This is a genomic window from Chryseotalea sp. WA131a (assembly GCA_025370075.1).
In the GTDB taxonomy this organism is placed as follows: Bacteria; Bacteroidota; Bacteroidia; order Cytophagales; family Cyclobacteriaceae; genus ELB16-189.
In genome coordinates this window covers 4,056,511-4,081,563 of the sequence record CP073016.1, presented here as the reverse complement: position 1 = coordinate 4,081,563, position 25,053 = coordinate 4,056,511, and the positions used below count along the sequence as shown (strand labels likewise).

Below are 25,053 nucleotides of genomic sequence, written 5' to 3'. Positions count from 1 at the left end.
CTCATTCGTTATCTTTGTCGTTGTGAAATCGCTTGGCCTCATCGTTTTAACTCTTTTCCCATTGTTTGCGAAAGCAAATGGCTACCAACTTTTTGAAGAGAATGGAAAGAAGGGAATAAAAAATGAGCAAGGACAAGTTATCATTCCCCCATCGTTTGAAGCACTGGGCTGGTCGGATGGAAGCTTTTCAGTAATTGGCAATGTTACGGGCTACCGCTTAGCCCACTACTGGGGTATTATCAATTTAAAAAAAGAGTTTGTTACGAAAGCCGAATACGAAACCTTGGTGTATGCAGGAGGTGATAACATCATTGCCAGAAAAAAACTGAGCCCTGTTGCCGTTAAGGTAGGCACACTGAACTTGCAAGGCGAGAACAAAATCCCCTTTGCTTACGATGGCATCCAAATCAGTGGCTTGCGCGCCATTGTATTTAATTTGGTGAAAGGAAAATTTTGGTATGGCCTTACCGATTTGCAAAACAATGTACTTCTTCCGGTTTCGTTCAAAAATATTTTTTCGTTGGGAACGTTGCGTTTTGCGGTACAGAATCCACAAAACAAAATGGCGCTTTACAACGAGCAGGGGAGGGCGGTAACCGATTTTTCGATTGACAGCATTTCTTCTTTTTATAAAGGCTATGCCATCATTTACGAGAATTTGTTGCAGGGGCTAATGGATCGCGAGGGGCAAGTCAAACTCAAGCCCATCTATCAATCCATTAAAATTAATGACGAAGGAAAAATAGTTGTGCGCTTGCCAAGCGAATGGGTTTGGCTGACTCCCAAAAACGAAATTGTTAAAAAATTTATGGCAGACAATCTGCAACCCTTGGCCAATGGTCATCAACTGGTGACAAGGGGGGATAAAATTGGGGTAGTGGATCAGGATTTTAAAATTGTTATTCCGATCAGGTATCAAAAATTGCAACCAATCGCCAATGGATTCATCGCTACGAAAAACGGAAAACTGGGTGCTATTACCTCGCATGAGAAGGTAATCGTTCCATTTACCTACGATCGTTTAAACGCAGCGGGTAACTTATTTGAAGCCTTCACCACAAGCATTGGATGGCAATTGGTGGACGAAAACAATATGGTGATGACGGACAAATACTACCAATCCATTTCGAAATTGCGGGAGGAGGGATTTTTGGTTACGCACCGCAATTATGCCGGATGGCTGGACAATACTGGAAAAGAAGTGGTTCATTGTGTGTATGATTCAATCATCAGTATAAAAGATAATTTAGTTTCAGTAAAGTTTCGAGGTCAGTATGGGATCATTGATAAAAATGAGCGATGGGTGGTGCCACCTCAAGTTTATCCCATTCAATTGATAAATTCCACACATTATTTGGTGAAACAGTCTGAGCAATCATTTCTAAAAACGATCGAAGGACAAATCATTTACTTTACCCCGAACAAAACCTCATTTGAAAAGAATTATTGGCTAGAGCATTTGCCGAACGGAAGTGATCGAAAAATTTCATACCAAGGCATTGCCCTCCCTTCGGCCATCCAGCCTCAAACTGAAAATGTTCAATACGTTTTTAAGGAGAGCGAAGGATTTAGGGGTGTACAAAAAGATGGAAAGTTTGGTTTTGTAGATGCAAAAGGCAAACTGCGCATTGCCAATCGCTACGATAGCATTGGAGATTTTCATGAAGGCTTGGCCGCCATCAAGTTGATTGGCAAGTGGGGATTTTTGAATGCCCAAGATAAAATTGCGATCCACCCCAACTACGAATGGGTTGACCTTTTTCGCGGAGGCGTTTGCATGGCAAAACAAAGGGGCAAATTTGGCATGATCGATGCGAGTGGCAAACCAATTTTGGAGTTTAGGTATGATGCGATTAATCGTTTACCCAATGGAGGATTAGAAATTATAGCGAATCAAAAAAAAGGAAGAGCGAGCGCAGAAGGTAAAATTGAAATTGAACCACGGTTTGATTATTTACGTGAAGTAGAGAATGGAAGATTGATTGCCTCGCAGGAGGGTTTGTTCGGAGTCATTTCAATGGAGGGGCTAAGTTTAATACCGATTCAATATCATGGACTTCATTTAGACAATAGTGGTAAATTTTTTATTGGTATGATAAATGAAAAAATGAAGGAAGTTTCCATCGACTGATTCTGAAGATCTTATGGAAATACCGGAGAAGGAAAATATTCTATCGTTAATCAATAAAATAGAAATCGGTGCATTATGAAAATCCTTAAATTGTATTAATTGTAAACTTTCCTAAACAAATAAAAAACAAACAAAAATGAAAAAGAACATGTCTCAGCGACAGAATTATTAGATTAATAATATCGACAATTATGGTTACTCTTTACTTCACTAACATCGTTGGTGGAACTGTTGGAATAATATTACTTTTATTATCGGGTGTATTTACGTTGACAAGTATTATTAGTTTTTGTCCCTTGTATGCAATTTTTGGTATCTCGACTTGCCCTGTTAAGCAACAATAGACAAATGTTCAGCTGCTAACAATGCCTGTTTCTGAAATGGTGAATTTATGACACTAAAAAAATAGACAGGAAAGGCATGATCCCAATGACATACAGGATTTGAGGTAATTCAATGACAAAAAAGACGACAATTTTAATAGGTTTTATTGGACTTAAGTTCGTGCTGCAATTTTTATTGTTAAGCAGTGAGTATGAATTGCAACGAGACGAATATTTGCATCTTGACCAAGCAAATCATTTAGCTTGGGGTTATCTTTCTGTTCCACCCTTTACTTCTTGGACATCTTATATTATTCAATTACTCGGCAATTCAATTTTTTGGATTAAGTTCTTTCCTGCCTTATATGGTGTATTGACAATTTATATAGTTTGGAAAGCCATAGAAGAATTAAATGGAAATCTATTAGCATTGATATTAGGTGCAACTTGTGTTTTATTTTCTGCATTATTGCGACTAAATACTTTGTATCAACCTAATTCTTTTGATGTATTAAGTTGGACGGTTTTATACTATATATTGCTAAAATATATCAAAACTGATGATTTAAAATGGCTCTATGTAGGAGCGACAGCATTTGCAATTGGCTTTTTAAATAAATATAACATCGTCTTTCTTTTAATTGGACTTTTACCTTCTTTATTGGTTACAGAGCATAGGAAAATATTTTTAAAACCCACTCTGTATTTTGCCATTTTAGTGGGTTTGGTTTTAATTTTACCTAATCTTGTTTGGCAATACAATAACAATTTTCCAGTCTTTCACCACTTAAAACAATTAGCAGAGACTCAATTAGTCAATGTAAATAGATTTGACTTTTTGAAGAATCAATTGCTCTTTTTTATGGGTTCACTAATAGTAATATTATCATCTTTTTATGCGTTGCTTTTTTATAAGCCTTTTCAAAAATACAGGCTTTTCTTTTTCTCTATTCTCTTTACTTTAATAGCCTTTCTTTACTTCAAGGCAAAAGATTATTATGCCATTGGTATTTACCCTATTTACATTGCTTTTGGCTCTGCTTATCTTGCAGATGTTTTGAAAGACGGATGGAGAAAATATTTACAACCAGTTGCCATTGCACTTCCATTAATATTATTTATTCCAATTTACACTGTTGCTTTTCCAAATAAAAGCCCTGAATACATTGTTCAACATTCAGAAAACTACCAAAAATTAGGTTTGTTGCGTTGGGAAGATGGCAAAGACCATTTATTACCACAAGATTTTGCTGATATGCTCGGGTGGAAAGAATTAGCATTAAAAGTGGATAGTGTTTATTTAAGTTTACCCAACAAGGAAAATACACTTGTTCTTTGCGATAATTATGGACAGGCAGGTGCTATAAATTACTTTGCAAAGCAAAAACTAAAAGCAGTTTCTTTTAATGCAGACTATATCAATTGGTTTGATCTATCAAAAAGATATGAAAACTTAATTAGAGTAAAAGAAGCAGAAGAAGTAAATGTAGAATTACAAGAAACATCACAATTTTTTCAAAATTCAACTCTTGCAGGCTCAATAACTAACCAATATGCAAGAGAATATGGGACAGGAATATTTGTTTTTATAGGTGCAAAAATTGATATTAGACAAAGAATTAAAGATGAAATTGATGAAAAGAAAAACTACCGCTAACATCGTGTTGGCAATAGTGGGGCTGGCAATTATAAACTCAACTTTTGTAATTCTAGTGGGCATTTGTACAAGTGTTGGACTGACGTTTTTCAAATATCCCACCATCGCCTATACGTAACGGTTGTGGGGCATGTGCCAAGACTGACCAGAGACAACGCCTAGACCAATTTATAAACGGTGGACTTTAAACCAATTAGAAACAAAATAAGAAAATTTACTTACGAGTCTTTAGTAATCCACTTACTGACAATTCTAAAGGAGCAAGAAAACATTAAATCAAAACCGAGTCCTTTTTGGTACGCATTATTACTTTTAAAGTGGACTCTTGAATTTGAAGCGGGGTTGACGCGCAATCCAACGTTTTCGTATCTTTATTCCGTTGGGTGTCAGGTACTTGACGCGGTTTCAAAAATCCCGCTCGAAAGTCATTCTAAATAACACGCCAAAAATGCTAAAACACTTTAAACCTTTTGGGAAATAAATTATCTATTGAGGTGTTAAACTTAATATCAAAATAATCATGAAGCCCTTTACATTTCTTTTATTGCTTTTACTATTAATAATTTCGAGTTGCAGTAAAGATGATGATGTTGCTCAACCAACACCCTCTGAATCCATGTTTTTCCCTTCCAATACAAATTCTACTTGGGAAACTAAAACGCTTTCAAGTTTGGGGTGGAATCAAAACGCAGTTCAACCATTGAAGGATTTTCTTACACAGAAAAATACAAAATCTTTTATGATACTTGTGAGCGGAAGAATTGTAATGGAAGAATATTATAATGGTCATTCTGCAAACACTACTTGGGAATGGAATAGTGCAGGTAAAACTTTAGTAGCCACAACAACGGGAATTGCACAACAAGAAGGGTTACTGAATATTAATAACAAAGCATCTGATTATATCGGAACAGATTGGACAAGTATGCCTTTGGCAAAGGAAGACTTGATTTCTGTAAGACATTTACTAACAATGACAGCAGGCAATGATGATACAAAACAATATGTTATTAAACCCAACTTAACTTATGTTGCAGACGCAGGAACTCGGTGGGCGTACAGTAATATTTTTCAAAAATTGACTAATGTTATTGCCACTGCAAGCAATAAAACTTTTGAAACTTATTTTAACGAAAAATTAAAAAGTAAAATTGGAATGGATGGATTTTGGAATTTCGGAACAATCTTTACCATTTATCACAGCACAACCAGAAGTATGGCAAGGTTTGGTCTATTGGCATTGAATAAAGGAAAATGGAATAACGAACAAGTTATAAATGAAACCTTTTTTAATGAGAGTATATCAACATCTCAAAATATCAATACTTCTTATGGCTATTTTTGGTGGTTAAATGGAAAAACTAGTTTTATGATTCCCGGTGAGCAAACCGTTTATAAGGGTTACTTGGTTCCAAATGCGCCTGCTGATATGTATTCAGCTATGGGAGCAAATGACCAAAGAATTTATGTAATACCAAGTAAAAAAATGGTGGTTATAAGAATGGGAGATGCGTCTGACCCTGCAAATCCAAATTTTGCTGTTTCAGGTTTTGACAACGAGCTTTGGAGCAAAATAAACGCTCTCATAAATTAAACAAGTCTAAAAATAACGAACCGATAACATTGGTTTGGCAATATGGTGGCTGAAATGTTTCTATGAAACATCTGTGCAAGGTTCAACAGCAGTAATTCTATTGAACTTTTTATTTAACTTTTGCGCCAACAATCCGCCACCTTCGCCAAGCCGAAAAACGTTAATAACAATGCCGGCCACCGTTAGCGGTTGGGAATTAAAAGAACTGCAGATAATCCGCGATATAAAGAATAAGTAAATGAAAAAATTGATCATCGGTTTGTTGATTATCTCCGCCCGCGCCATCGCCATCGCGCAAGACAATGCAGATGAAGCTATCGACTGTGGAAAGAAGTTTATTCTAGAATCCAAAATCCTGAATGAAAAGCGCACCTATTGGGTGAAGTTGCCAGCTTCGTATAGCAATAAAAAGTACGACAAACAATCGTATCCTGTGATGTACGTACTGGATGGCAAATCAGCTTTTTCTCCTATACTCGGTGTGGTCAGTTTTATGAGTGAAAAGGAAAGCGTAAACTTTCAAATACCGGAAATGATTGTGGTGGGAGTCGATACTGAAAATCGCTTAAAAGACTTAACACCTAATCCCACTACTAAAATGCCTGATGGACAAGAAGCGAAAACAGAGTCTCAGAAATTAATGATGGCAGGTGGTGGTGGCGGTGAGACGTTTTTCAAGTTCTTGACCGAAGAGTTGTTTACAAAAATTGAAAGTGACTATCGAACTATTCCTTATCGCGTATATGTAGGGCATTCATTGGGAGGTCTTACTACTGCGTATACGTTGCTCAAACATCCAGGTATTTTCAATGGTTACTTTTCAATTGATGGTAGCCTGTGGTGGGATAATGGAAAGTGCATCCGTGAAGCATCGGTTGATCTGAAAAATTTCAAATCAAAAACTATCCAACGGGTCTATATTTCTGTAATCGACTCAACACAGGCTGGGGCGGGGAATAGGTTTCATATTCAAAGCATTCATCGGTTTGATAAGGCTCTCAAAGATTATGCGCCTCTTAATGTGCAAACGAAATTGGAAGTTATAAAGGATACCGACCACTCATCTATTCCTTTACTGAGTTGGTATAACGGGCTACGATACATTTTTGAAGGCTACGATGTGAGTCACTATAGTTTTACGGCAAATCCCGAGTTAATCGAATCGCATTACGCTAACCTTGAAAAAAAAATTGGGTTAAAAATGCCGCCTCCGCAAGACGTTATTGAAATTGTACTACATTATCTAACCGCACCCAATCGATTTCCTGACAGAGAAAAAGCGCTGGTAGTAGCCAAAATTGGATTGAAGTATTATCCAAATGCTTCCTTTATTTTAGAAAAAATGAAACAACTCGAAAGTACGAAATGAAGCCCTTTATTATCCTTGTACTATTTCTATCGGCCTGTAAACCAACACCGAAAGAGTATGATTTAGTTTATACAAACGGTACAATTATAGATGGATTAGGAAACGATGGATTTGTAGGCGACATCGCCATCAAAGGCGACAAGATTGTAAAAGTATCAAAAGAAAAAATTAATCCGGCTCAAGCTGATACAGTAATTGACATTCGAGGCAAGATCATTTCTCCGGGTTTTATTGATAGTCATGCTCACATTCAAACCACCATTCATCAATATCCACAACCAGAAAATTTTCTCCGACAGGGTATCACAACGATTTGCGCCAGTTTACATAGTGGAGATCAGCCATATCCCATTGATACCTATGCAGCTTCATTGAAAGTAGCTCCCAACGTTGCCTTCTTTTCTGGTCTGAACTGGACAAGAAAAAAAGTGATCGGTTTGGAAAATCGCCCTGCCACCAATGAGGAACTTGATAGCATGAAGTATTATGTGGAGCAATCAATGAAGCAAGGTGCCTTAGGATTTTCGGTAGGTCAAATCTATGTGCCCGGTATATATTCTTCCACAGAGGAAATCATTGAGTTATCGAAAGTGGCGGCTAAGTATAATGGTATTTATGTTACGCATATGCGAAATGAAGGAAGCGGATTACTTTCTTCTATTCGCGAAACCATCCGAATAGTAAAAGAAGCTAATATGCCAGCGCAAATTAATCACTTCAAAGCAGCGGGAGTCGCGCAGTTTGGATTAGCGAGTAAGGGATTGGAAATTGTTGACTCGGCCAGAAATGCCGGTATTGATATTTCGGTAGATCTCTATCCTTACACAGCGGCTAATACCTATTCCTACATTCTATTTCCAGCGTGGGCGTTAGATGGCGGAACCGTTGAATTGGCCAAGCGGCTGAAGGATGAGAAACTTCGTAAACGAATCGAAGCTGATATGAAAGATATCATCATGAACGATGAAACTGGTGAAGACCTATGGCGCATTCAATTCAATAGCATTCCATCCGACACCTTGTTTAATGGAAAAACATTGGAAGACTATGTGAAAGCCAAAGGCTATGAAAATAATCTAGCTGGTGGAATACAAGCCATCATTGATCTAGAACTCAAGGGCGGTTTTCTGGCGATTTATCATGAGATGGATGAGCAAGATGTAATTAACATTTTGAAATATCCCTATTCTATGATTGAAACAGACGGTGACTTGGTGAATCCAGAGAAAAGTATTTTCCCTCACCCCCGCTCCTATGGATCTTTTCCAAGGGTGATTGCGCGCTATGTTCGCGAAATGAAAGTAATTAAGCTGGAAGAAGCGATCAAGAAAATGACTTCAATGCCAGCTAACCAAATCAAGCAATACAATCGAGGACGGATTCAGGAAGGCGCTTATGCAGATATCATTGTCTTTGATATAGATAAGATTCAGGATAAAGCCACTTACACAGATTCCAAAAAATATTCTGAAGGTATCGAGCAGATGCTCGTCAACGGTATTTTTGTGATAAAGAACTCCAAGCTCACGAACAATACGCCAGGTATCTGGCTTCATAACAAAAGTGAAATAAAATAATGCTAATTCATTTTTTGGTATAGAGTGCAATTCAAAACAAGTCTGTTGGTGCGTCTACTTCGTGACAAAAAGAATGAAATTCTTAACCAAACGATACCTATTCCCAAAGAGAGAAATTACTTGCCAAAAAAACTACAAAGCACTAAATTTTCTATTGCTACTCATTAGAAAATAAGTGCCCTAAACAACTGTCTTTCAATTGTTTTGCCTCATCTTTTTCTAATCCGTAATCTGGGTTTACGGAAATGGAAGGAAGTTCTAAGGGCATATTCATAATAAACGACCTTACCTTACATTTGTATCAATAACATCTTTCTAGATATGGCATCACTAGCACCCAATAATGCAGTTCTAGGTGAAAAATACGCAAGACACTTGCTCAAAAGAACAACATTTACTTATACTCAAGCATTGGTTAGGTCTTTTTCTAGTCTAACCCTGGCTCAAGCTATTGATAGTTTATTTGAAGAAAAACCCTTGGTATTGGCACTCCCTTATGACCCCACAACTAAAACAGGCCAAGACGGAAAAAACACTCTCATAGATACCGAAACAGGTCTACCCAAGGGGCAAAATGTAATTGCCAACCATAACACCACCGCCAAAACCTTAGCTATTTGTTTTTTCTCTTTTTGTATCTCTTCATTTGGCCAAAAACTGGTGCGAAAGGTACAAGCCCGAGCAATTAAAGATTGTTTCTCCATTGCTAGTCTATTGCACAACAAAACGCTTTTTATTGGATATAAAACTGCTGGGTGTTTCTATATACCCGTTTATTTTTTTTGATTATTTTTTTTCGTTTGTAGACATCCTAAACTACGTAGCCCACGTTCTGCCCTGCCCTGCTTCTTTCAAAGGAATGCAGCCTTTGTATGCGCCAGGAACTGCTTCGTATTGAAGTACTTTCGTAGCTCCCTCCTCAGAAGTAAAATACCCCATCAAGGTTAGTTCTTTGGCCATTAAGAAAAATGGTTTAGGTCCCGGCTTCTCTTTACTGGCTTTCACTGAATCTTCGTTGTATTTTTTTACAAACGTCAATTGCTCTTCCGGTTTTAGGTAAATAAAGCTATCGCCATGTGCTTTCTTGGCTTCCTCATCAAAACTAGCCAATCCCGCAAGGAAGCGATCTTGGTCTTCTTTCTTGTAACATTCGTTTAGCATTTTGTCAATGAAGTTGGGCACTCCCACTTCCTTGGCCCCTAGTGTATCGGTCTTGGGCATAATAATATCTGATAGCTCCGATACCAATCGAGCTTGATCTTCATTAAAGAACACGGGCTTGTAATTGAGATCTGGTTTGGCCTTGCAGCCGTTGAGCAATCCTGCCATAGCAGAAGCTGAAACCGCTGCACCCATCAATAGCGCAGTTTTGCGCAATGCTTCTCTTCGATCGATTAATTGGTTCATCTTTTTATGTTTAATCGTTTTACAAATTTCCTTTTTTCATTTCGCTCACGGCAAAATCGGCTGCACGTGCTGTAAAGGCCATGTACGTGAGTGATGGATTCTGACATCCCGCAGAGGTCATAAACGAACCATCGGTAACAAATACATTTTTACAAGCATGCACTTGGTTCCATTTGTTGAGCACCGATGTTTTGGGGTCTTTGCCCATGCGCGCAGTGCCCATTTCGTGGATACCAAGGCCGATCCCTGTTACATTATCATACGAATGAATATTTTTAACATCGGCCGCTTCTAACATTTCCACGGCATCATTTTTCATATCCACCCGCATCTTCAGTTCATTTTCCTTAAGATTTGTTTCAAAAAGAAGAGTAGGCAAACCATGAATATCTTTTTTGTCTTTGTTAATGGATACCCGATTGGCATGGTCCGGTAAAATTTCGCCAAAGCCCATCATGCCGATTGTCCACCTGCCAGGCGTAGAAGCCATTTTCTTTAGGTCTTCGCCAATAGCCATTTCCGCTACCAAGCTGCCCCAACCTTGCCGGCTGCCACCACCTTGGTATCCAAATCCACGCAAGTAATCGCGCTTATCTTTTCCAACATTGCGGTAACGTGGAATGTAAAAACCGTTTGCCCTTCGGCCAAAGTAATATTGATCTTCAAAACCTTCTACCATGCCACCCGCACCTACACCTAGTTGATGATCCATGATATTGTGACCCAACTCCCCACTATCATTTCCAAAACCATTGGGGAAACGATTGGAAATAGAATTGAGCATGATAAACGCGGAGCCCATGGTAGAAGCACACAAGAAAATGACATTTGCATAAAATTCCATTTGCTCGCCCGTTACGCCATCCAGCACTTTCACGCCCGTGGCTTTGCCTTTTTGCTCATCATAAATAATTTCTGTCACCACCGAATTGGCCCGCAATGTCATATTGCCCGTTTTTTCTGCCGATATCAATCCACCTGAGTTGCTGCTATAATATCCGCCATACGGGCAACCGCGCGCACATAAATTTCTAAATTGGCAAGTGCCGCGCCAAGGCATGTGTGCTAGTGGAGCGGTGGCATGGGCCGTTCTACCAATAGTAAAGGCCCTATCAAATTTTTCTTTCAATGTTTTCTTCAATTCCAACTCTACGCAATTCAATTCCATAGGCGGAAGAAACTTTCCATCGGGCAACTGCGCAAGCCCTTCATTTTGGCCACTCACCCCAACATATTGTTCTACATAATCGTACCATGGTGCAATTTCGTCATAGCGCACCGGCCAATCTACCGCTATACCATCTTTGGCGTTGGCTTCAAAATCCATGGGGCTCAAGCGATAGCTCTGTCTGCCCCACATGATAGACCGACCACCTACATGGTAGCCGCGCATCCAATCAAAGCGGGTTCCTTCTTTCTCGGTATAAGGATGTTCTAAATCATTGACAAACCAGTGCTTGGTATCTTGGTTGGTGGTGTATCCCGTACGATTTTGCACACCTTGCTTCCGCAGATCTTCTTGGGTGGGCTTGTTCGCATTTTCCAACTGCCACAGATCTTTTGTTGCGGTGGGGTAATCGGGGTGCTTTACATCGCGCCCTCGCTCTAGCACCAGTGTTTTCAAACCCTTTTCGGTTAGTTCTTTGGCTGCAATGCCTCCACTAATTCCCGTACCTACCACAATAGCATCGTAGGTATTTTTTTTCTCCGCTTCAGTATTCAGATTCATAGAAGTTGGTAAGTTTTAAAAAGTCGTAAAAGGTAAATAAATTTTTCATTTCTGTAATATACCGCTGGTCAAAAAAATTAAGGGGAGATGGCAACATCATCCTTATTGATTCACCAATCATAACTTAAATCGAAAACCATTGAACAATAAATGAACCGCATGCCTTTAGAACTTCTCTTCTACCCCCAACCCAAACAACGCAAAATCATATTTTACAGGATCAGCGGGGTCTAAACATTTTAACAAATTGGTTAATTCTACCGCAGTTTGCCAATTGGGCGGTTGCTTGCATAAAAGTTTGAGTTTCTTGGCCACCCGCTCTACGTGCACATCCAACGGGCAAACGAGCTGGTGCGGTTGAATTTTTTTCCAGATGCCAAAGTCAACACCCTTGCCATCGTGCCGCACCATCCATCGCAAAAACATGTTTAGTCGTTTGCATGCCGATTTGCGCGCGGGTGTGGAGAGATGCTTGCGTGTGCGCGCAGGAGCAAATTCCAAGCTGAAAAAAAGCTGGTGAAAATGAAGCAGGGCCGTTTCTGTTGTTTCGTCTGATGGCTGAATCAAAAAAGCATCTTCAAGCGAAGAATGCCTTTGATAAATACTTTTGAGGGATTCGATAAAATACAACGCATCCGTACCATTAAAGGTGCGGTGCTTAAAGGCAGCAAACGACTTCAGATCGCTTGGGCGATGATGCAGCAAAAAATCATAGGGCGCACCATCCATCCAATGTAAAAACTCATTGGCTTTGTTGATTATTGTTGCGCGCTGCCCCCACGCCAGCACTGCGGCCATCAGTGCTGCAATTTCAATGTCTTGTTTTTTTTGGTATTGATAGGGAATTGAAATAGGATCTAATTCAATAAAACCTGGCCGATTGAATTGATCTACTTTTTCATCCAAAAAATCTTTTAAGCTAAGAATGTACAAACGCTTTTTGGCAGTCATCTTTGCTTTTCAAAAAAACGAATCTCCACCCTTCTATTCAATGCGTGAGCAGTTTCATCTTTTCCGGCTGACAAAGGCTTGCGCTTGCCTTCGCCAATCAATTTAAAACGCGAAGGTTCAATCCCTTTAGAAATCAAGTAATCAGCCACCGCTTCCACTCGATGAATGGATAGTTCCACATTGTATGCCTCACTCCCTCGCTCATCGGTGTGGCCCGTTAGTTCAATCTTCCAATTTTGCTTTTGAAGGATCACAGAAATCCATTTATCTAATTCGGCAAACGAATCGTTGATCAAGTTATACTTATCAAACTCGAAATAGATATTTTTTAAAATATACGTTTCATTCACTTTGATTTCGGGATACCCCTCCACCATCAACGGTTTCTCTTTAACCTTCTTCGGTTCTTCAAAGGCAATCACACGAACATCATCAATATAATAATAAGCACCGCGATCGAGCATCGGCTCTTTTGCTTTTGAAAATTTTATGTGAAAAGTGTGCGTTTCAATATCTCCAGAAAAGTTACCAATGGTCAAGTATTGCTCACCACCTTTTGCTTTGTAAAAAAAGCGGCACTTGTTCCAGATGCCTGTCGTTCGACTGTACGCAGACGCCATTTTATATTCATATGTTGACTTGCCCCACGGTTCATCGTTGGTGCGCCAATCAGCCGAATCGCTCAACAACAAACCAATCCGGTCGATGCTGTATTTAGAATTGGACGACAGTCGGAAAAAATATTCAATATAATATTCTACTTCCGCTTGCAACGGTTTCGTTAACTTCGTCTGCAAATACTCGCGGTATTCCTTTCCCTTTACAAAACAATAGATGCCAGCGTAGCCTTTGCCCGTGTAGGCTTTTGAGAAGCCCGCCCAATTGGTAGGCACATCTGCATCGCCTTTGCTGCATTCGTTGTATAAATCGGGGGTGCCTGCAGTGGGCGAAAACCAACCGGGTGCAAGTCTTCCATCAGTCGAATAATTATAAGAGCCCGGGCACTTAAAAAATTCTTCGAAGCTTGGGTTGGGGACTAGGTTTTGTGAAATACACGGAAACGCTAAAAAAGAAAAAAGCGCACTTGACAGTAGGAAATTGATAAAGCGTAATGTGACGAGATTTTTAACGTGAATAGGTGGAAGATTTTGAGTTGTCAATTGCTTGTTGTCAACTGTCAATTACTATTGATAGTATGTAATCTCCGCTTTAAATTTTCCTTCGGCTGCTTCCAACCGGTTAAAGGCTGCTTTTGAAATACGTATTGCTAAATCGGCTGTTGCATCTGCTGGCATAGGCCCCACTACCCGCACAAATACTTCCCTGTTGTTTTGTTGGTTTCTTACTTTCAATACCGACCCAATCTTGGCCGTGCGGTGGAAAGCCAAATACTTACGACTGCTTTCAGTACCACTCATTAAATCGCCATTGCCTTCTTCCTTTACTTCATCAGCACCCATTACTTTTTCTGAAATGCGAATGGTAGTTGTAGTTGATGATGAGTTTGTTGGTGATACGTTGGTGGTAGGTGCAGTATTGGTTGGTGTAGAGGTGACCGCAATAGCGGTGGTTGAATGCTTCGGCTGCACTACAATCAGTTGTTGATCGAGTTTCAGTTCATCGCTTGTTAAATTATTCCATTGCTTCAATTGCGTTACCGAAATGTTGTATTGACGCGAAATAGAATAAAGCGTTTCTTTGGCCGCCACGGTGTGCATGGCGCCTGCGCCTTTCATCGCAGGTACTTCCGAAGGTGTTTTTGTAATCGGTGCGGCAGTCGATTGATATTTTGGTTGGATCACGATCAATGACTGACCAAGCTTTAGTTCATCGGCAGTCAAGTTGTTCCATTGTTTTAATTGGTCGACCGAAAGAGAATATTGCTGCGCAATGGAATACAAGGTTTCTTTTGCCGCCACAATATGCAAGGCGTGAGCCGATTTCATGGCCGAAACAGTAGTTGGCTCAGTAGGCTTAGTGTTTTTAGATTTTGGTACGTAGGGCACTTTCAATAATTGACCTACTGCCAACGAACCTCCCGATTGATCGTTGCTCTCAATAATGGCTGTTACCTGCACACCATATCTTCTCGAAATTGAATAAAGTGTCTCTTTTGCTTCAATTTGGTGAATAATAAACTGTTTGCCGTTAATGGTTTCTAAACGCAACGAATCGGCATCGGCTGTAAACAAAAAGGTTGCAAAAAGTAGTTTAATCATATTGCAAATTAGACCGAAAAGTTAACAAATATTCGAGGGTAATCCAATTGTTGTTTGTGAACGCAGAGAATTACAGAAAATTGGTGATCTAGGGAGAAAACAGAAAATAATAAATTAAATGGCCTTTTAATAAACCTGTATTAAAACATCTGTTGAGATATTCAATTTATCATGGATTTGTCTAATCATATCAAGCGATAATTTTCTTTTCTTACTTAAAATTTCGCTTGCCCTGCTTTTCAAACCAACCACTTTTGCTAAGTCGCTTTGCGTATATCCAAGCTGCTCCATTCTAAACTTAATGGCTTCAATCGGATCGGGCAAATCAATTGGAAAATGTTCATTTTCATATTGGTCAATCAGAATGCCCAAGATTTCGAGCTCGTCCCCTTCCGCGCTTCCTTTTTTGGCATCGAAAATAAATTCCAATCGTGCCAGTGCTGCTTGGTAATCTTTTTTCGTCTTTACCGGTTTTAGTTTCATCGTCATCAAATTTTAGTTGCATCTATCTTGTCATATTCCTTGTGTGTTCCCACAAATCGTATCCAAGTCATTTGGTATTGAAAGTTAATTTTCACAATTAGTCTGTAACTATTGCCCTTAATATTAAATACCACCCTATTATCACCTAAAATACTTGCCGAGGGGTACTCCAACTTTAAATCATGGGTATTCTTCCATTCACTTTTCTCCGCCTCTCGATACCACGACTTAAGCTGTTCCTCACAATCGGGGTGCTTTTTCCAAAAATCTCGAAGTACTGGCTTTGAAAGAACTCTCACTTTCTAAATTTTAATCAAAGGTATCGAAAAGTTCCCATAACGGGAAAGCATTGTATTGACAATATTCTAATCGCGAGTTTTAAAGGCTATAAACAATCCAAAAAAATCTCAGCCACTTTGGTTTTGCTTGCAATTAATAATCCTATTTTTGCTGCCTTTTATTTTATGGAAAAAGTGATTGAGAAAGAAAACATCGAGCGTTGGGTAAAGCAAAGTGCACAGCAATTCGGGTTGCCTATTCAAAACGTAAAAGCTGTTGCCGAATTGTTGGCCGAAGGCGGCACCATACCGTTTATTGCGCGCTATCGCAAAGAAAAAACTGGCAGCATGGATGAAGTGATGATTGCTAACGTGCGCGATCGATTGGAACAACTAGAAGAACTGGATAAACGCAAGGAGGCAGTGATTGCCTCCATCGAAAAGCAAGGTAAACTAACACCCGAATTACTGGGTTTGGTAGTGACTGCTGAAACGCTAGCCGAACTGGAAGATATTTATTTACCGTATCGCCCCAAAAGAAAAACACGCGCCAGTGCTGCCAAAGAAAAAGGCTTGGAGCCCTTGGCAGAAAAAATTTTTTCGCAAGAAAAATTTGATGTCGATGATTTTGCCCTGGCGTTTGTGGGCGAAGCAAAAGGTGTAGGATCCGTTGCCGATGCGCTGGCCGGTGCGCGCGATATTATTGCCGAGCAAGTGAGCGAGCACATTGACACACGCAAAAAGGTGCGTGAGCTTTTTTGGAGCGAAGGCACGGTATCTTCGCATCTGCTTAAAAGCAAAGAAGCCGAAGGGCAGAAATACAAAGATTATTTTGAATGGAGTGAACCCATTTCAAAAACGCCTTCGCACCGCTTGTTGGCCATGCGCAGAGGCGAGAAGGAAGGGATTCTTTCGCTCACCATTGCACCACCCGAAGAGTTGGCCATTCAAGCCATCGAACGCATTCATATAAAATCCGAAAATGCTGCCAGCGAACAAGTGAAGCTCGCCATTGCCGATGGATACAAACGATTACTCAGCCCTTCGTTGGAAACAGAGATTCGGGTGGAATCAAAAATGAAAGCTGACGAAGAAGCCATTAAAGTGTTTGCCTCAAACCTGAAAGAACTTTTATTGGCAGCACCACTCGGTCAGAAAAATGTTTTGGCACTTGACCCGGGCTTTCGCACGGGGTGCAAAGTGGTATGCCTCGATAAGCAAAGCAAATTGATCCATCACGATGTAGTCTATCCACACAATGGCCAGGGCGAAAAAACAAAAGCAGAGGCATTAATCAAAAAATTGTGTGACGAATATAAAATTGAAGCGATCGCCATTGGCAACGGCACGGCCAGCCGCGAAACCGAATCTTTTGTAAAAGGCATTGGGTTGAGCAACCGCATTTTAATTGTGATGGTGAACGAGAGTGGTGCTTCGGTTTACTCCGCCTCCGAAGCAGCCCGTGAAGAATTTCCTGACAAGGACATTACCGTGCGAGGCGCGGTTTCGATCGGCAGGCGATTGATGGATCCATTGGCTGAGTTGGTGAAGATCGATGCCAAATCGATTGGCGTGGGCCAATACCAACACGATGTAGATCAAATTAAATTGAAGCAGGGCTTGGATGATGTGGTGATGAATTGTGTAAACTCGGTAGGTGTTGAAGTTAACACGGCCAGCAAAGAATTACTTTCATATGTAGCCGGGTTGAGCCCTGCATTGGCAAAAAATATTGTAGAATTCCGCAATCAAAACGGGCCGTTTAAAAGCCGCGAAGAGTTGATGCAAGTCAACCGCTTTGGTGAAAAAGTATTTGAACAAGCCGCAGGTTTTTTGCGCATTTCTTCTTCTGAAAATCCGTTGGATGCCAGTGCCGTACACCCTGAGAGTTATCCCATCGTTAATCAGATGGCAACTGATGTAGGCTGTAGCATGAAAGAGTTGATGACCAAAGCAGAGCTTCGCAAGCAATTGCAATTGGAAAAATACATCAACGAAAAAGTTGGCTTGCCCACGCTACAAGATATTTTAACAGAATTAGAAAAGCCCGGTCGCGACCCGCGTGAGTCGTTTGAGGTCTTTAGTTTTACCGAGGGTGTTAACACAGTGGCCGATCTAAAAATCGGAATGAGTTTGCCTGGTATTGTAACCAACGTAACCAACTTTGGAGCGTTTGTAGATATTGGCGTGCACCAAGATGGGTTGGTACACATCAGTCATTTGTCTGACACGTTTGTGAAAGACCCCAACAAGGCCGTGGCCGTTCAACAAAAAGTAAAAGTTACAGTAGTGGAAGTGGACGTTGAGCGCAAGCGCATTGGTTTATCGATGAAAACGAATCCGTTTGCAGACCAGGTCGTAGCTGAAACCAAACCAGTCAAACATCAGCCAAAAACTAAACCGGTTCCTTCAACTCAGAGCATTCAAAGGAGGCATGATGTGCCACCTGCCAAACCAAAAGCTCCTGAACTTTCAATGGAAGAGAAGTTGGCGATGCTGATGAATAAATATAAGAAGTAAGCAAGGCGTATTTTAATTTTCTAGCGGCCTTTTAAAATACATTTGGTTGGCTGGTCGATTAAGTTTGTCGCTGGGAGGAATCTTTACTTCCACAACCTCCTTTGTCCAAAATTTTGTTTCAATGTGAAACACTTGGGCTGAATTCTCTGAAAAGTAATAAGAAAGGTAGCTTCTAAAGCTAAACGGAGAATCCTTTTCACTAAACTCTCTCGACTTTCCGTTTACCTCTGCGTTGTAGATGTTCTTAATTTTTACTTTTGCTTCGAGCGGGGTTGCCAAAGAGAGGAATTTATTTTGGGCAATTTGCCTCTTCTCTTCAATGAATGATTGAGGCGGCATAAATGTTTTCTCTGGAAATGCTTCAATTTTGCCAGAAAGAGAACCACTAGTTGAAGAGTACCGATTGCGAATCCGATAGCTGCCACCAGAGTAGCTACCGCTCATTTTCATCCATCATAAAAAATGTCGCGGATTCATTGTTTATTGATAAGACCGTACCACATTCTCAAGGGTTAAAAAATATGGCCTTCATAATGATGGTTCTAATTACTGGATGAATACACCCCTCAAAAAGGAATAGGAAGAAATTTAGAAGATTCAGAAAGTACAAAGCTTTGCTATCCTAAGTTATCTGATACACTACTTTCTCACCTCCAAAAATAAGTCCAGTGCTGTGGAAGCATCTTCTGCCAGTAAGTAATCTTGATGCTGAATGCTCTGCACCAATTCGCTGGCACCACCTTTTAGTTTATTGCGGTTAAGTCGGTTGAGTAATTCATAGGGAATGCGCAAAATGGAAGCAGGTAATTTGTATTGTAAATTGAAAACGTCCCACCGCATCAAGCGGTTTACCGATTGCTTGTTTTGCTCGTAGTACTGCATCACTTTTTCGTTTCCGGTAATGCCTTTCATGCTCACATGTGAAAAGTATTTTTTCGCCAATTGAGTCAGCTCTTCAGCCGTGTATTCACGGATATGCCACGGGTTTCGCGACAGTGACATCGGTCGGTTGGGCGTGGTTAACAAAGCGCGCCCACCTGGTTTTAATACCCGATGTATTTCTTTCAAAAAGAATCCGTCTTCTTGGATGTGCTCGATTACCTGAAAACTTACTACCCAATCAAAGGAGTTGTCGGCATACGCACGCAGCGGAGGTATAAAATCAGAAGTGAATTTTACGTTGGGGAACTGATTTCTCAGTACTTCGATGATCGTATCTATCTTATCAATGGCGGCAAAGGAATTTACTTTTGGCAACAACCAGTTGATGCCGCGGCCTTCGCCACAGCCAACCTCCAACAGATCGCCATGCACATAGTCTGCGGTCAATACATACGCTTTTAGCAAGCGTTGATGGATGGGGTTATCAGAAGCAATGGAGTCAGAAGCGATTTCGGTGGTAAATACAGAGGCCATTCAAAAAAATTATCCTGCAAAAATAGCCGAATTGCTTAATTTTATCGTTGTAAACGCAAGTTACTTGAGCAGCATCGATTTTCGCACAGTTATGAAGAGAAGCCTATTCTATGCTTGTCTCCTTTTTTCCTTTCAGACAAGTGGTCAGGCCATTACCGGCTTGAATTTTAGCCATTGGTATAATCCACAAAATGAAGTGTCGCTACAATTGAACTTGGTACGCGAAACCAATCAATGGATGGTTCACTATCAATTGAAAAGTTTGGCTCCCGGTGTGGAGCGCTATACCATCACCTGGGAGAAACGTTTATCCTTTTCTTCGCGCGATGTGCTGTCGGTAAATGAAAAGGATTCGGTGACGGTCAGCAACGCCAATCAACGAAAAGGGCAATTGATTTTTGCCCCATCGCCTAAGCCGTGGCTGTTGTTGGCAAAAGTGGTGAACAATGAAACGCAAAAAGCGTGGTACTATTACCAATTCATGGATCCCATTTACCCAACTTCAGGTTGGCTGGAAGATGAGAACGGTTGGATCTCAGATCATTTTGCTACATTCAAAAAACGCTACACCCTTAGCAATCAATCTGGAAAAATAATCTACGTTTCATTTTATAATCGAGAATTTAGCGCTCCTTTACCACCTTTCTCGGAAAAGGCAATACCCACCGATCAGTTTTTATTTCATGATTCTACTTTTAAGATTGCCCCTGGCGGGTCGTTTATTCCCAAGCGAATCGGTTTGTATCTTTTTCAGCAAGATACAGTGGCAGCCGATGGATTTGCTCTGAGAGTATTGGATGAAAGTTATCCAAAACTCGCCAAGATTGATGACTTGATTTGGCCGTTGCTGTTCATCACCACCCCTGATGAATTTAAGCAGTTGGTAGGTGCCAAGGGCGATAAACCAAAATTTGATAAAGTCATTTTAGACATTACGCGAGACAAAGACCGTGCTCGAAATTTTATGCGCAGTTATTTTCAACGTGTAGAGTTGGCCAACCGTTATTTCAGTTCTTTTAAAGAAGGATGGAAAACCGATCGCGGCATGATCTATACCGTTTTTGGGGTTCCTGATGAAGTTTCTAAAAATCAAGGGAATGAAGTGTGGTATTACCGTGGCACCAATTCACGTTTCACCTTTGTGAAAGCAGGCAGCATTTATGATGCCGACAATTATGTATTGCTTCGGGATAAACGTTTTATGGAGGCGTGGTACAGCACCATTGATTTATGGCGCAAAAGCCGCTTTTAAGTAAATCAAATTTACTTTCCGTTTCGTTTCAGCACCAAATAATCCTTTATTTCGCACCTTCAATTATTAACCAAAAATTCGCCTGATGAAAAAATTGATTACCCCTTTTGTTCTGTTGCTCTCTATTTGGGCAAGTGCCCAAAATGCTACCGTGAGCAAATATGCAAGCATCATTAAAGAGGTTGAGTTGAAAGAAAATCTTTCCATTCTTGCTTCCGATGCACTGGAAGGTCGCAAGACCGGCACACGTGGGCAGAAAATGGCCGCAGCATTTATCAGTAATTATTTTAGTGAATTGGGTTTAAGTGCACCCGTGAATGGTTCGTACTACATGCCCATCGAATTGTACTCGATCAAGCCCGGTGATATTTATGTGAAGACGGGTACCACCAACTATTCCAACTTTGGCGAAATCATGTATTTGGGCTCCGCTGATAGTGGAGGAGAGATTGCTGCTGAAATTATTTTTGCTGGAAATGGCTCTGAAGCAGACTTGGCATACCTTGACGTAAAAGATAAAGCAGTTGCTATTTTAAGCGAGCCATTGTCGTTTAACATTTTATCGGGCTTGCGGAAATTGGTAGCAACAGTGCGCGATAAAGGGGCAAAAATGGTTTTTGTCATTCCGCAAGGAAAGCAAGATGAATTTAAAATGTTTGCAGGGCAGATGCAAGGCTATTCATCAGGCGGTAATCTGTCATTGGAAAAACCTAATCCAAACAGTCCTAACAAAGGCATTTTCTTTTTGAGCCCCGAAGCTGCAGAAAAAGTTTTTTCAACCACGCTTGTAAAATTGCAAGATGCTGCCAAGGCCGATGTGGCCAAAAAAGCGTTGAAGAAAATCAAGCCAGCAAAACTTAGCTATCAGGTTAGCATGGCTTCTTCCATCGTAAAATCAGAAAACATATTGGGTTTCATGGAAGGCACCGACAAAAAAGACGAAGTAGTGGTGATCACTTCGCACTACGACCACATTGGTAAAAACGATGGCACTACGGGCGATCAAATCAACAACGGTGCTGACGATGATGGCTCGGGCACGGTGAGTGTACTTCAAATTGCCAAGGCATTTACCCAAGCCAAGAAAGAAGGCAAAGGCCCCCGCAGAAGCATTTTGTTTATGACGGTGACAGGCGAGGAGCAAGGATTGTTCGGCTCTGAATATTATTCTGAGCACCCCGTTTTTCCGTTGGCCAATACGGTTGTGGATATTAACATTGATATGATTGGCAGACGTGACCCCGAGCACAAAGGCAAACCCGATTATGTGTATGTGATTGGTGCCGATAAATTATCCAGCGAGTTGCACGAGATCAACGAGCGCAATAACAAAACATACGAGAAGTTAGATTTCGATTATTTGTACAATGATGAAAACCATCCTACCAATTTGTACAAGCGTTCTGATCATTGGAATTTTGCCAAGAAGGGAATTCCCATTGTATTTTTCTTTGATGGCATCCACGAAGACTACCACCAAGTGAGCGATGAGGTGAGCAAAATTGAGTTTGACTTATTGGCCAAACGCGCGCGCACCGCATTTTATACTGCGTGGGAAATTGCCAATCGTGATAACCGACTACTGGTGGACAAGAAGTAGAAAGAAGCAACCGTTGTAAAGTCGCCCATGCATTAATCACGGGCGACTTTTTTATTGGCTAAACTCACTATTCTTTTACTGATAATTGATCGAAATTTTATTTATCCTACTAATTTAGTAGAGATTTTTATGGTGCCACTATTTTCCATTCTAGTTTTCCAAATTCTACTTATCTTTCACTCTTAACTGATTAAATAATGTCTATAAAAATACGCAGGCAAGATGCCCTTGATTATCACACGCAAGGGCAGCCCGGAAAAATTGAAGTCACCCCCACTAAGCAACTTAGTTCGCAACTTGATTTAGCACTCGCCTATTCACCCGGTGTGGCCGAGCCTTGTAAAGAAATTGCTGCCAACAAAGAAGATGTTTACAAGTACACCAGTAAGGGAAACTTAGTAGCTGTTATCTCAAACGGAACGGCAGTACTTGGATTAGGCAATATTGGCCCCGAAGCCGCTAAACCCGTGATGGAAGGCAAAGCAGTGTTGTTTAAGAAATATGCCGGCATCGATAGTTTTGATATTGAAATAGATGAAGAAGATCCTGATGCCTTCATCAAAATTGTAAAATCGCTGGAGCCTACTTTTGGCGGCATCAATCTCGAAGACATCAAAGCACCCGAGTGTTTCAAGATCGAAACCGAATTGCGCGAGAAGATGAACATCCCCATCATGCACGATGACCAGCATGGAACGGCCATTATTTCAAGTGCTGCGCTGTTAAATGCATTAGAAATTGTGGGGAAAAAAATGAGTGAAATAGTGTTGGTGGTGAATGGAGCAGGGGCTGCGGCTGTATCGTGTACGAAGTTGTATCTCGCATTGGGGTTGAAAAAAGAAAACCTAATCATGTGCGATAGCAAAGGGGTGATTCATAAAAATCGACCTGGGTTAGATGTTTCTAAACTGGAATTTGCAACCGAACGGAAAGTGACCACGCTACAAGAAGCGGTGAAAGGGGCTGACGTTTTTGTAGGGCTTTCCGTAGCAGATATTTTAAAACAGGAAGATATTCGTGCCATGGCCAAAGATCCGATTGTATTTGCCTTGGCCAATCCCAATCCAGAAATCGCATACGACCTTGCCAAAAAATCTCGACCTGATGTGATCATGGGCACGGGCCGATCCGATCATCCCAATCAAGTAAATAATGTGCTGGGCTTTCCCTATATTTTTCGCGGTGCGCTCGATGTGCGTGCCACCGAGATCAACGAAGAAATGAAATTAGCTGCTGTGTATGCATTAGCTGCTTTGGCCAAAGAACCCGTACCTGATATCGTGTTTCAAGCGTACGGCATCGATAAAATCCAATTTGGACGTGAATACTTAATTCCCAAACCGCTCGACCCACGATTGATTACTACGGTATCTCCTGCTGTTGCAAAAGCGGCTATGGATTCGGGAATTGCTAAAAAACCGATATCCGATTGGGGGCAATATCATGTTGATTTGCTCAAGCGAATTGGCATCAATCAAAAATTAACTTCGCACATCATTGACCTGGCCAAGAAAAAACCAAAGCGCATTTTGTTTGCCGAGGCCGATCATCATAAAATCTTGAAAGCCGCTCAAATTCTTCAAGACGAAGAAATTGCACACCCTGTATTGTTGGGCAGTCGTACGGAAATACAACAATTGATTCAGCAGCATCAGTTAGACTTAAGCGGATGCGAAATCATTGACCCGCGCGAAGAGAAAGAACTGACTAAAAAATATGCGGAGGCTTACTTCGAAAAACGCAAACGCAAGGGCATTACAATGAAAGAAGCAGAACGTCAAATGCGAGACCGAAATGTGTTTGGCGCCATGATGGTGGAGTTCGGCAAAGCCGATGCACTGATCAGTGGATTGACAAAAGATTATTCGAAAACGATTTTGCCCTCGCTGCAAATCATTGGCATGAGCGAAGGTGTAAATCGAGTGGCCGGCATGTACATCATCATGAATAAAAAAGGAACATTCTTTTTTGCTGATTGCACAGTGAACGTAAATCCTTCTGCCGATGAATTAGTCGGCATTATTGGGTTGGCTGCCCGGGGCGTAAAGTTTTTTGATATTGAACCGCGCGTGGCGGTGTTATCTTATTCCAACTTCGGATCAAGCAAAGGAGAAATCCCCGAAAAAGTACAGGAGGCTGTGCGCTTGGCCAAACAAAAATATCCAGAATTGATTTTGGATGGCGACATACAAGCCAACGTAGCATTCGATACCGAATTGCAAAAAGAAATTTATCCCTTTAGTGCCTTGGCAAAAGAAGGTGCAAACACATTGATTTTTCCAAACCTTGCTTCTGGCAACATCGCCTATAAGTTGTTGATGGAGATTGGCGGGGCAGAAGCTATTGGGCCAATATTATTGGGAATGAAAAAACCTGTTCACGTACTTCAGCTTGGCAGTTCTATTCGTGATATTGTAAACATGGCGGCCATTGCCGTGGTGGATGCACAATTGCACGAAAAGAATGAACATCTTGGATAATTTGAAGATGAATCAATTTGAAAATGACGACCTTGACCAATAGGATTGGCCCTCATTTTCAAGTTAA

General features: G+C 40.8%; 21 protein-coding genes. 12 read left to right on the top strand and 9 right to left on the bottom strand.

Features of this window, described 5'->3' with window-relative positions; genetic code table 11:
• The first annotated feature begins 22 nt into the window (after positions 1-22).
• The 8 genes from KA713_18625 to KA713_18590 all read left to right on the top strand — a co-directional run bounded on the left by KA713_18625 (position 23) and on the right by KA713_18590 (position 9,437).
• Positions 23-2,131 (top strand): WG repeat-containing protein, encoded by a 2,109-nt coding sequence (locus tag KA713_18625; GenBank protein UXE66440.1) that lies wholly within the window; start codon positions 23-25, stop codon positions 2,129-2,131.
• 191 nt (positions 2,132-2,322) lie between these two features.
• The gene (locus KA713_18620; GenBank protein UXE66439.1) at positions 2,323-2,475 is read left to right on the top strand and encodes a DUF2892 domain-containing protein; all 153 of its coding nucleotides are present in this window, start codon (positions 2,323-2,325) and stop codon (positions 2,473-2,475) included.
• Between the two features lie 112 nt (positions 2,476-2,587).
• A complete protein-coding gene (locus KA713_18615) occupies positions 2,588-4,111 on the top strand; it encodes a glycosyltransferase family 39 protein (GenBank protein UXE66438.1) in 1,524 nt (507 codons plus the stop codon).
• Positions 4,089-4,229, top strand: a complete 141-nt coding sequence (locus KA713_18610; GenBank protein ID UXE66437.1) for a hypothetical protein — start codon at positions 4,089-4,091, stop codon at positions 4,227-4,229. The genes KA713_18615 and KA713_18610 overlap by 23 nt, the downstream gene beginning before the upstream one ends.
• Before the next feature lie 402 nt (positions 4,230-4,631).
• Complete coding sequence (locus KA713_18605) at positions 4,632-5,705, top strand: serine hydrolase (GenBank protein ID UXE66436.1); 1,074 nt, start codon at positions 4,632-4,634, stop codon at positions 5,703-5,705.
• 238 nt (positions 5,706-5,943) lie between these two features.
• The gene (locus KA713_18600; GenBank protein UXE66435.1) at positions 5,944-7,074 is read left to right on the top strand and encodes an alpha/beta hydrolase; all 1,131 of its coding nucleotides are present in this window, start codon (positions 5,944-5,946) and stop codon (positions 7,072-7,074) included.
• Positions 7,071-8,651, top strand: coding sequence for an amidohydrolase family protein (locus KA713_18595; GenBank protein UXE66434.1), 1,581 nt, complete (start codon positions 7,071-7,073; stop codon positions 8,649-8,651). The genes KA713_18600 and KA713_18595 overlap by 4 nt, the downstream gene beginning before the upstream one ends.
• Positions 8,652-8,972: 321 nt before the next feature.
• Positions 8,973-9,437: a hypothetical protein gene (locus tag KA713_18590; GenBank protein UXE66433.1), complete on the top strand. Its 465-nt coding sequence runs from the start codon at positions 8,973-8,975 to the stop codon at positions 9,435-9,437.
• A gap of 30 nt (positions 9,438-9,467) precedes the next feature.
• Here the strand turns inward: KA713_18590 and KA713_18585 are convergent, their stop codons facing one another.
• From KA713_18585 to KA713_18555, 7 genes are all read right to left on the bottom strand, one after another.
• The gene (locus tag KA713_18585) at positions 9,468-10,046 is read right to left on the bottom strand and encodes a gluconate 2-dehydrogenase subunit 3 family protein (GenBank protein ID UXE69190.1); all 579 of its coding nucleotides are present in this window, start codon (positions 10,044-10,046) and stop codon (positions 9,468-9,470) included.
• Between the two features lie 31 nt (positions 10,047-10,077).
• Positions 10,078-11,787: a GMC family oxidoreductase gene (locus KA713_18580; protein ID UXE66432.1), complete on the bottom strand. Its 1,710-nt coding sequence runs from the start codon at positions 11,785-11,787 to the stop codon at positions 10,078-10,080.
• Between the two features lie 165 nt (positions 11,788-11,952).
• Positions 11,953-12,738 (bottom strand): TIGR02757 family protein, encoded by a 786-nt coding sequence (locus KA713_18575; protein ID UXE66431.1) that lies wholly within the window; start codon positions 12,736-12,738, stop codon positions 11,953-11,955.
• A complete protein-coding gene (locus KA713_18570; GenBank protein UXE66430.1) occupies positions 12,735-13,919 on the bottom strand; it encodes an OmpA family protein in 1,185 nt (394 codons plus the stop codon). Before KA713_18570 ends, KA713_18575 begins: the two co-directional genes overlap by 4 nt.
• A 3-nt stretch (positions 13,920-13,922) precedes the next feature.
• Entirely contained in the window at positions 13,923-14,957 is a 1,035-nt protein-coding gene (locus tag KA713_18565) for a LysM peptidoglycan-binding domain-containing protein (protein UXE66429.1), read from the bottom strand.
• Between the two features lie 126 nt (positions 14,958-15,083).
• Positions 15,084-15,440, bottom strand: a complete 357-nt coding sequence (locus tag KA713_18560; GenBank protein ID UXE66428.1) for a helix-turn-helix domain-containing protein — start codon at positions 15,438-15,440, stop codon at positions 15,084-15,086.
• Positions 15,441-15,445: 5 nt separating this feature from the next.
• Positions 15,446-15,739 carry a type II toxin-antitoxin system HigB family toxin gene (locus tag KA713_18555; GenBank protein ID UXE66427.1) on the bottom strand — a complete coding sequence of 98 codons (294 nt, stop codon included), beginning with the start codon at positions 15,737-15,739 and terminating at the stop codon, positions 15,446-15,448.
• Between the two features lie 165 nt (positions 15,740-15,904).
• Here KA713_18555 and KA713_18550 point away from each other — a divergent pair, with 165 nt between their 5' ends.
• The gene (locus KA713_18550) at positions 15,905-18,238 is read left to right on the top strand and encodes an RNA-binding transcriptional accessory protein (protein UXE66426.1); all 2,334 of its coding nucleotides are present in this window, start codon (positions 15,905-15,907) and stop codon (positions 18,236-18,238) included.
• 12 nt (positions 18,239-18,250) lie between these two features.
• Here the strand turns inward: KA713_18550 and KA713_18545 are convergent, their stop codons facing one another.
• Both KA713_18545 and KA713_18540 read right to left on the bottom strand, forming a co-directional pair.
• Positions 18,251-18,682 carry a hypothetical protein gene (locus KA713_18545; protein ID UXE66425.1) on the bottom strand — a complete coding sequence of 144 codons (432 nt, stop codon included), beginning with the start codon at positions 18,680-18,682 and terminating at the stop codon, positions 18,251-18,253.
• Positions 18,683-18,877: 195 nt separating this feature from the next.
• Positions 18,878-19,654, bottom strand: coding sequence for a class I SAM-dependent methyltransferase (locus KA713_18540; protein UXE66424.1), 777 nt, complete (start codon positions 19,652-19,654; stop codon positions 18,878-18,880).
• Between KA713_18540 and KA713_18535 the strand changes: the two genes are divergently transcribed.
• The 3 genes from KA713_18535 (at position 19,614) to KA713_18525 (ending at position 24,986) form a co-directional block, all read left to right on the top strand.
• Entirely contained in the window at positions 19,614-20,906 is a 1,293-nt protein-coding gene (locus KA713_18535) for a GWxTD domain-containing protein (GenBank protein UXE66423.1), read from the top strand. The genes KA713_18540 and KA713_18535 overlap by 41 nt on opposite strands.
• An 85-nt stretch (positions 20,907-20,991) precedes the next feature.
• Positions 20,992-22,506, top strand: coding sequence for a M28 family peptidase (locus KA713_18530; GenBank protein UXE66422.1), 1,515 nt, complete (start codon positions 20,992-20,994; stop codon positions 22,504-22,506).
• A 197-nt stretch (positions 22,507-22,703) separates the two neighbouring features.
• The gene (locus KA713_18525; protein UXE66421.1) at positions 22,704-24,986 is read left to right on the top strand and encodes an NADP-dependent malic enzyme; all 2,283 of its coding nucleotides are present in this window, start codon (positions 22,704-22,706) and stop codon (positions 24,984-24,986) included.
• Positions 24,987-25,053 lie beyond the last annotated feature (67 nt).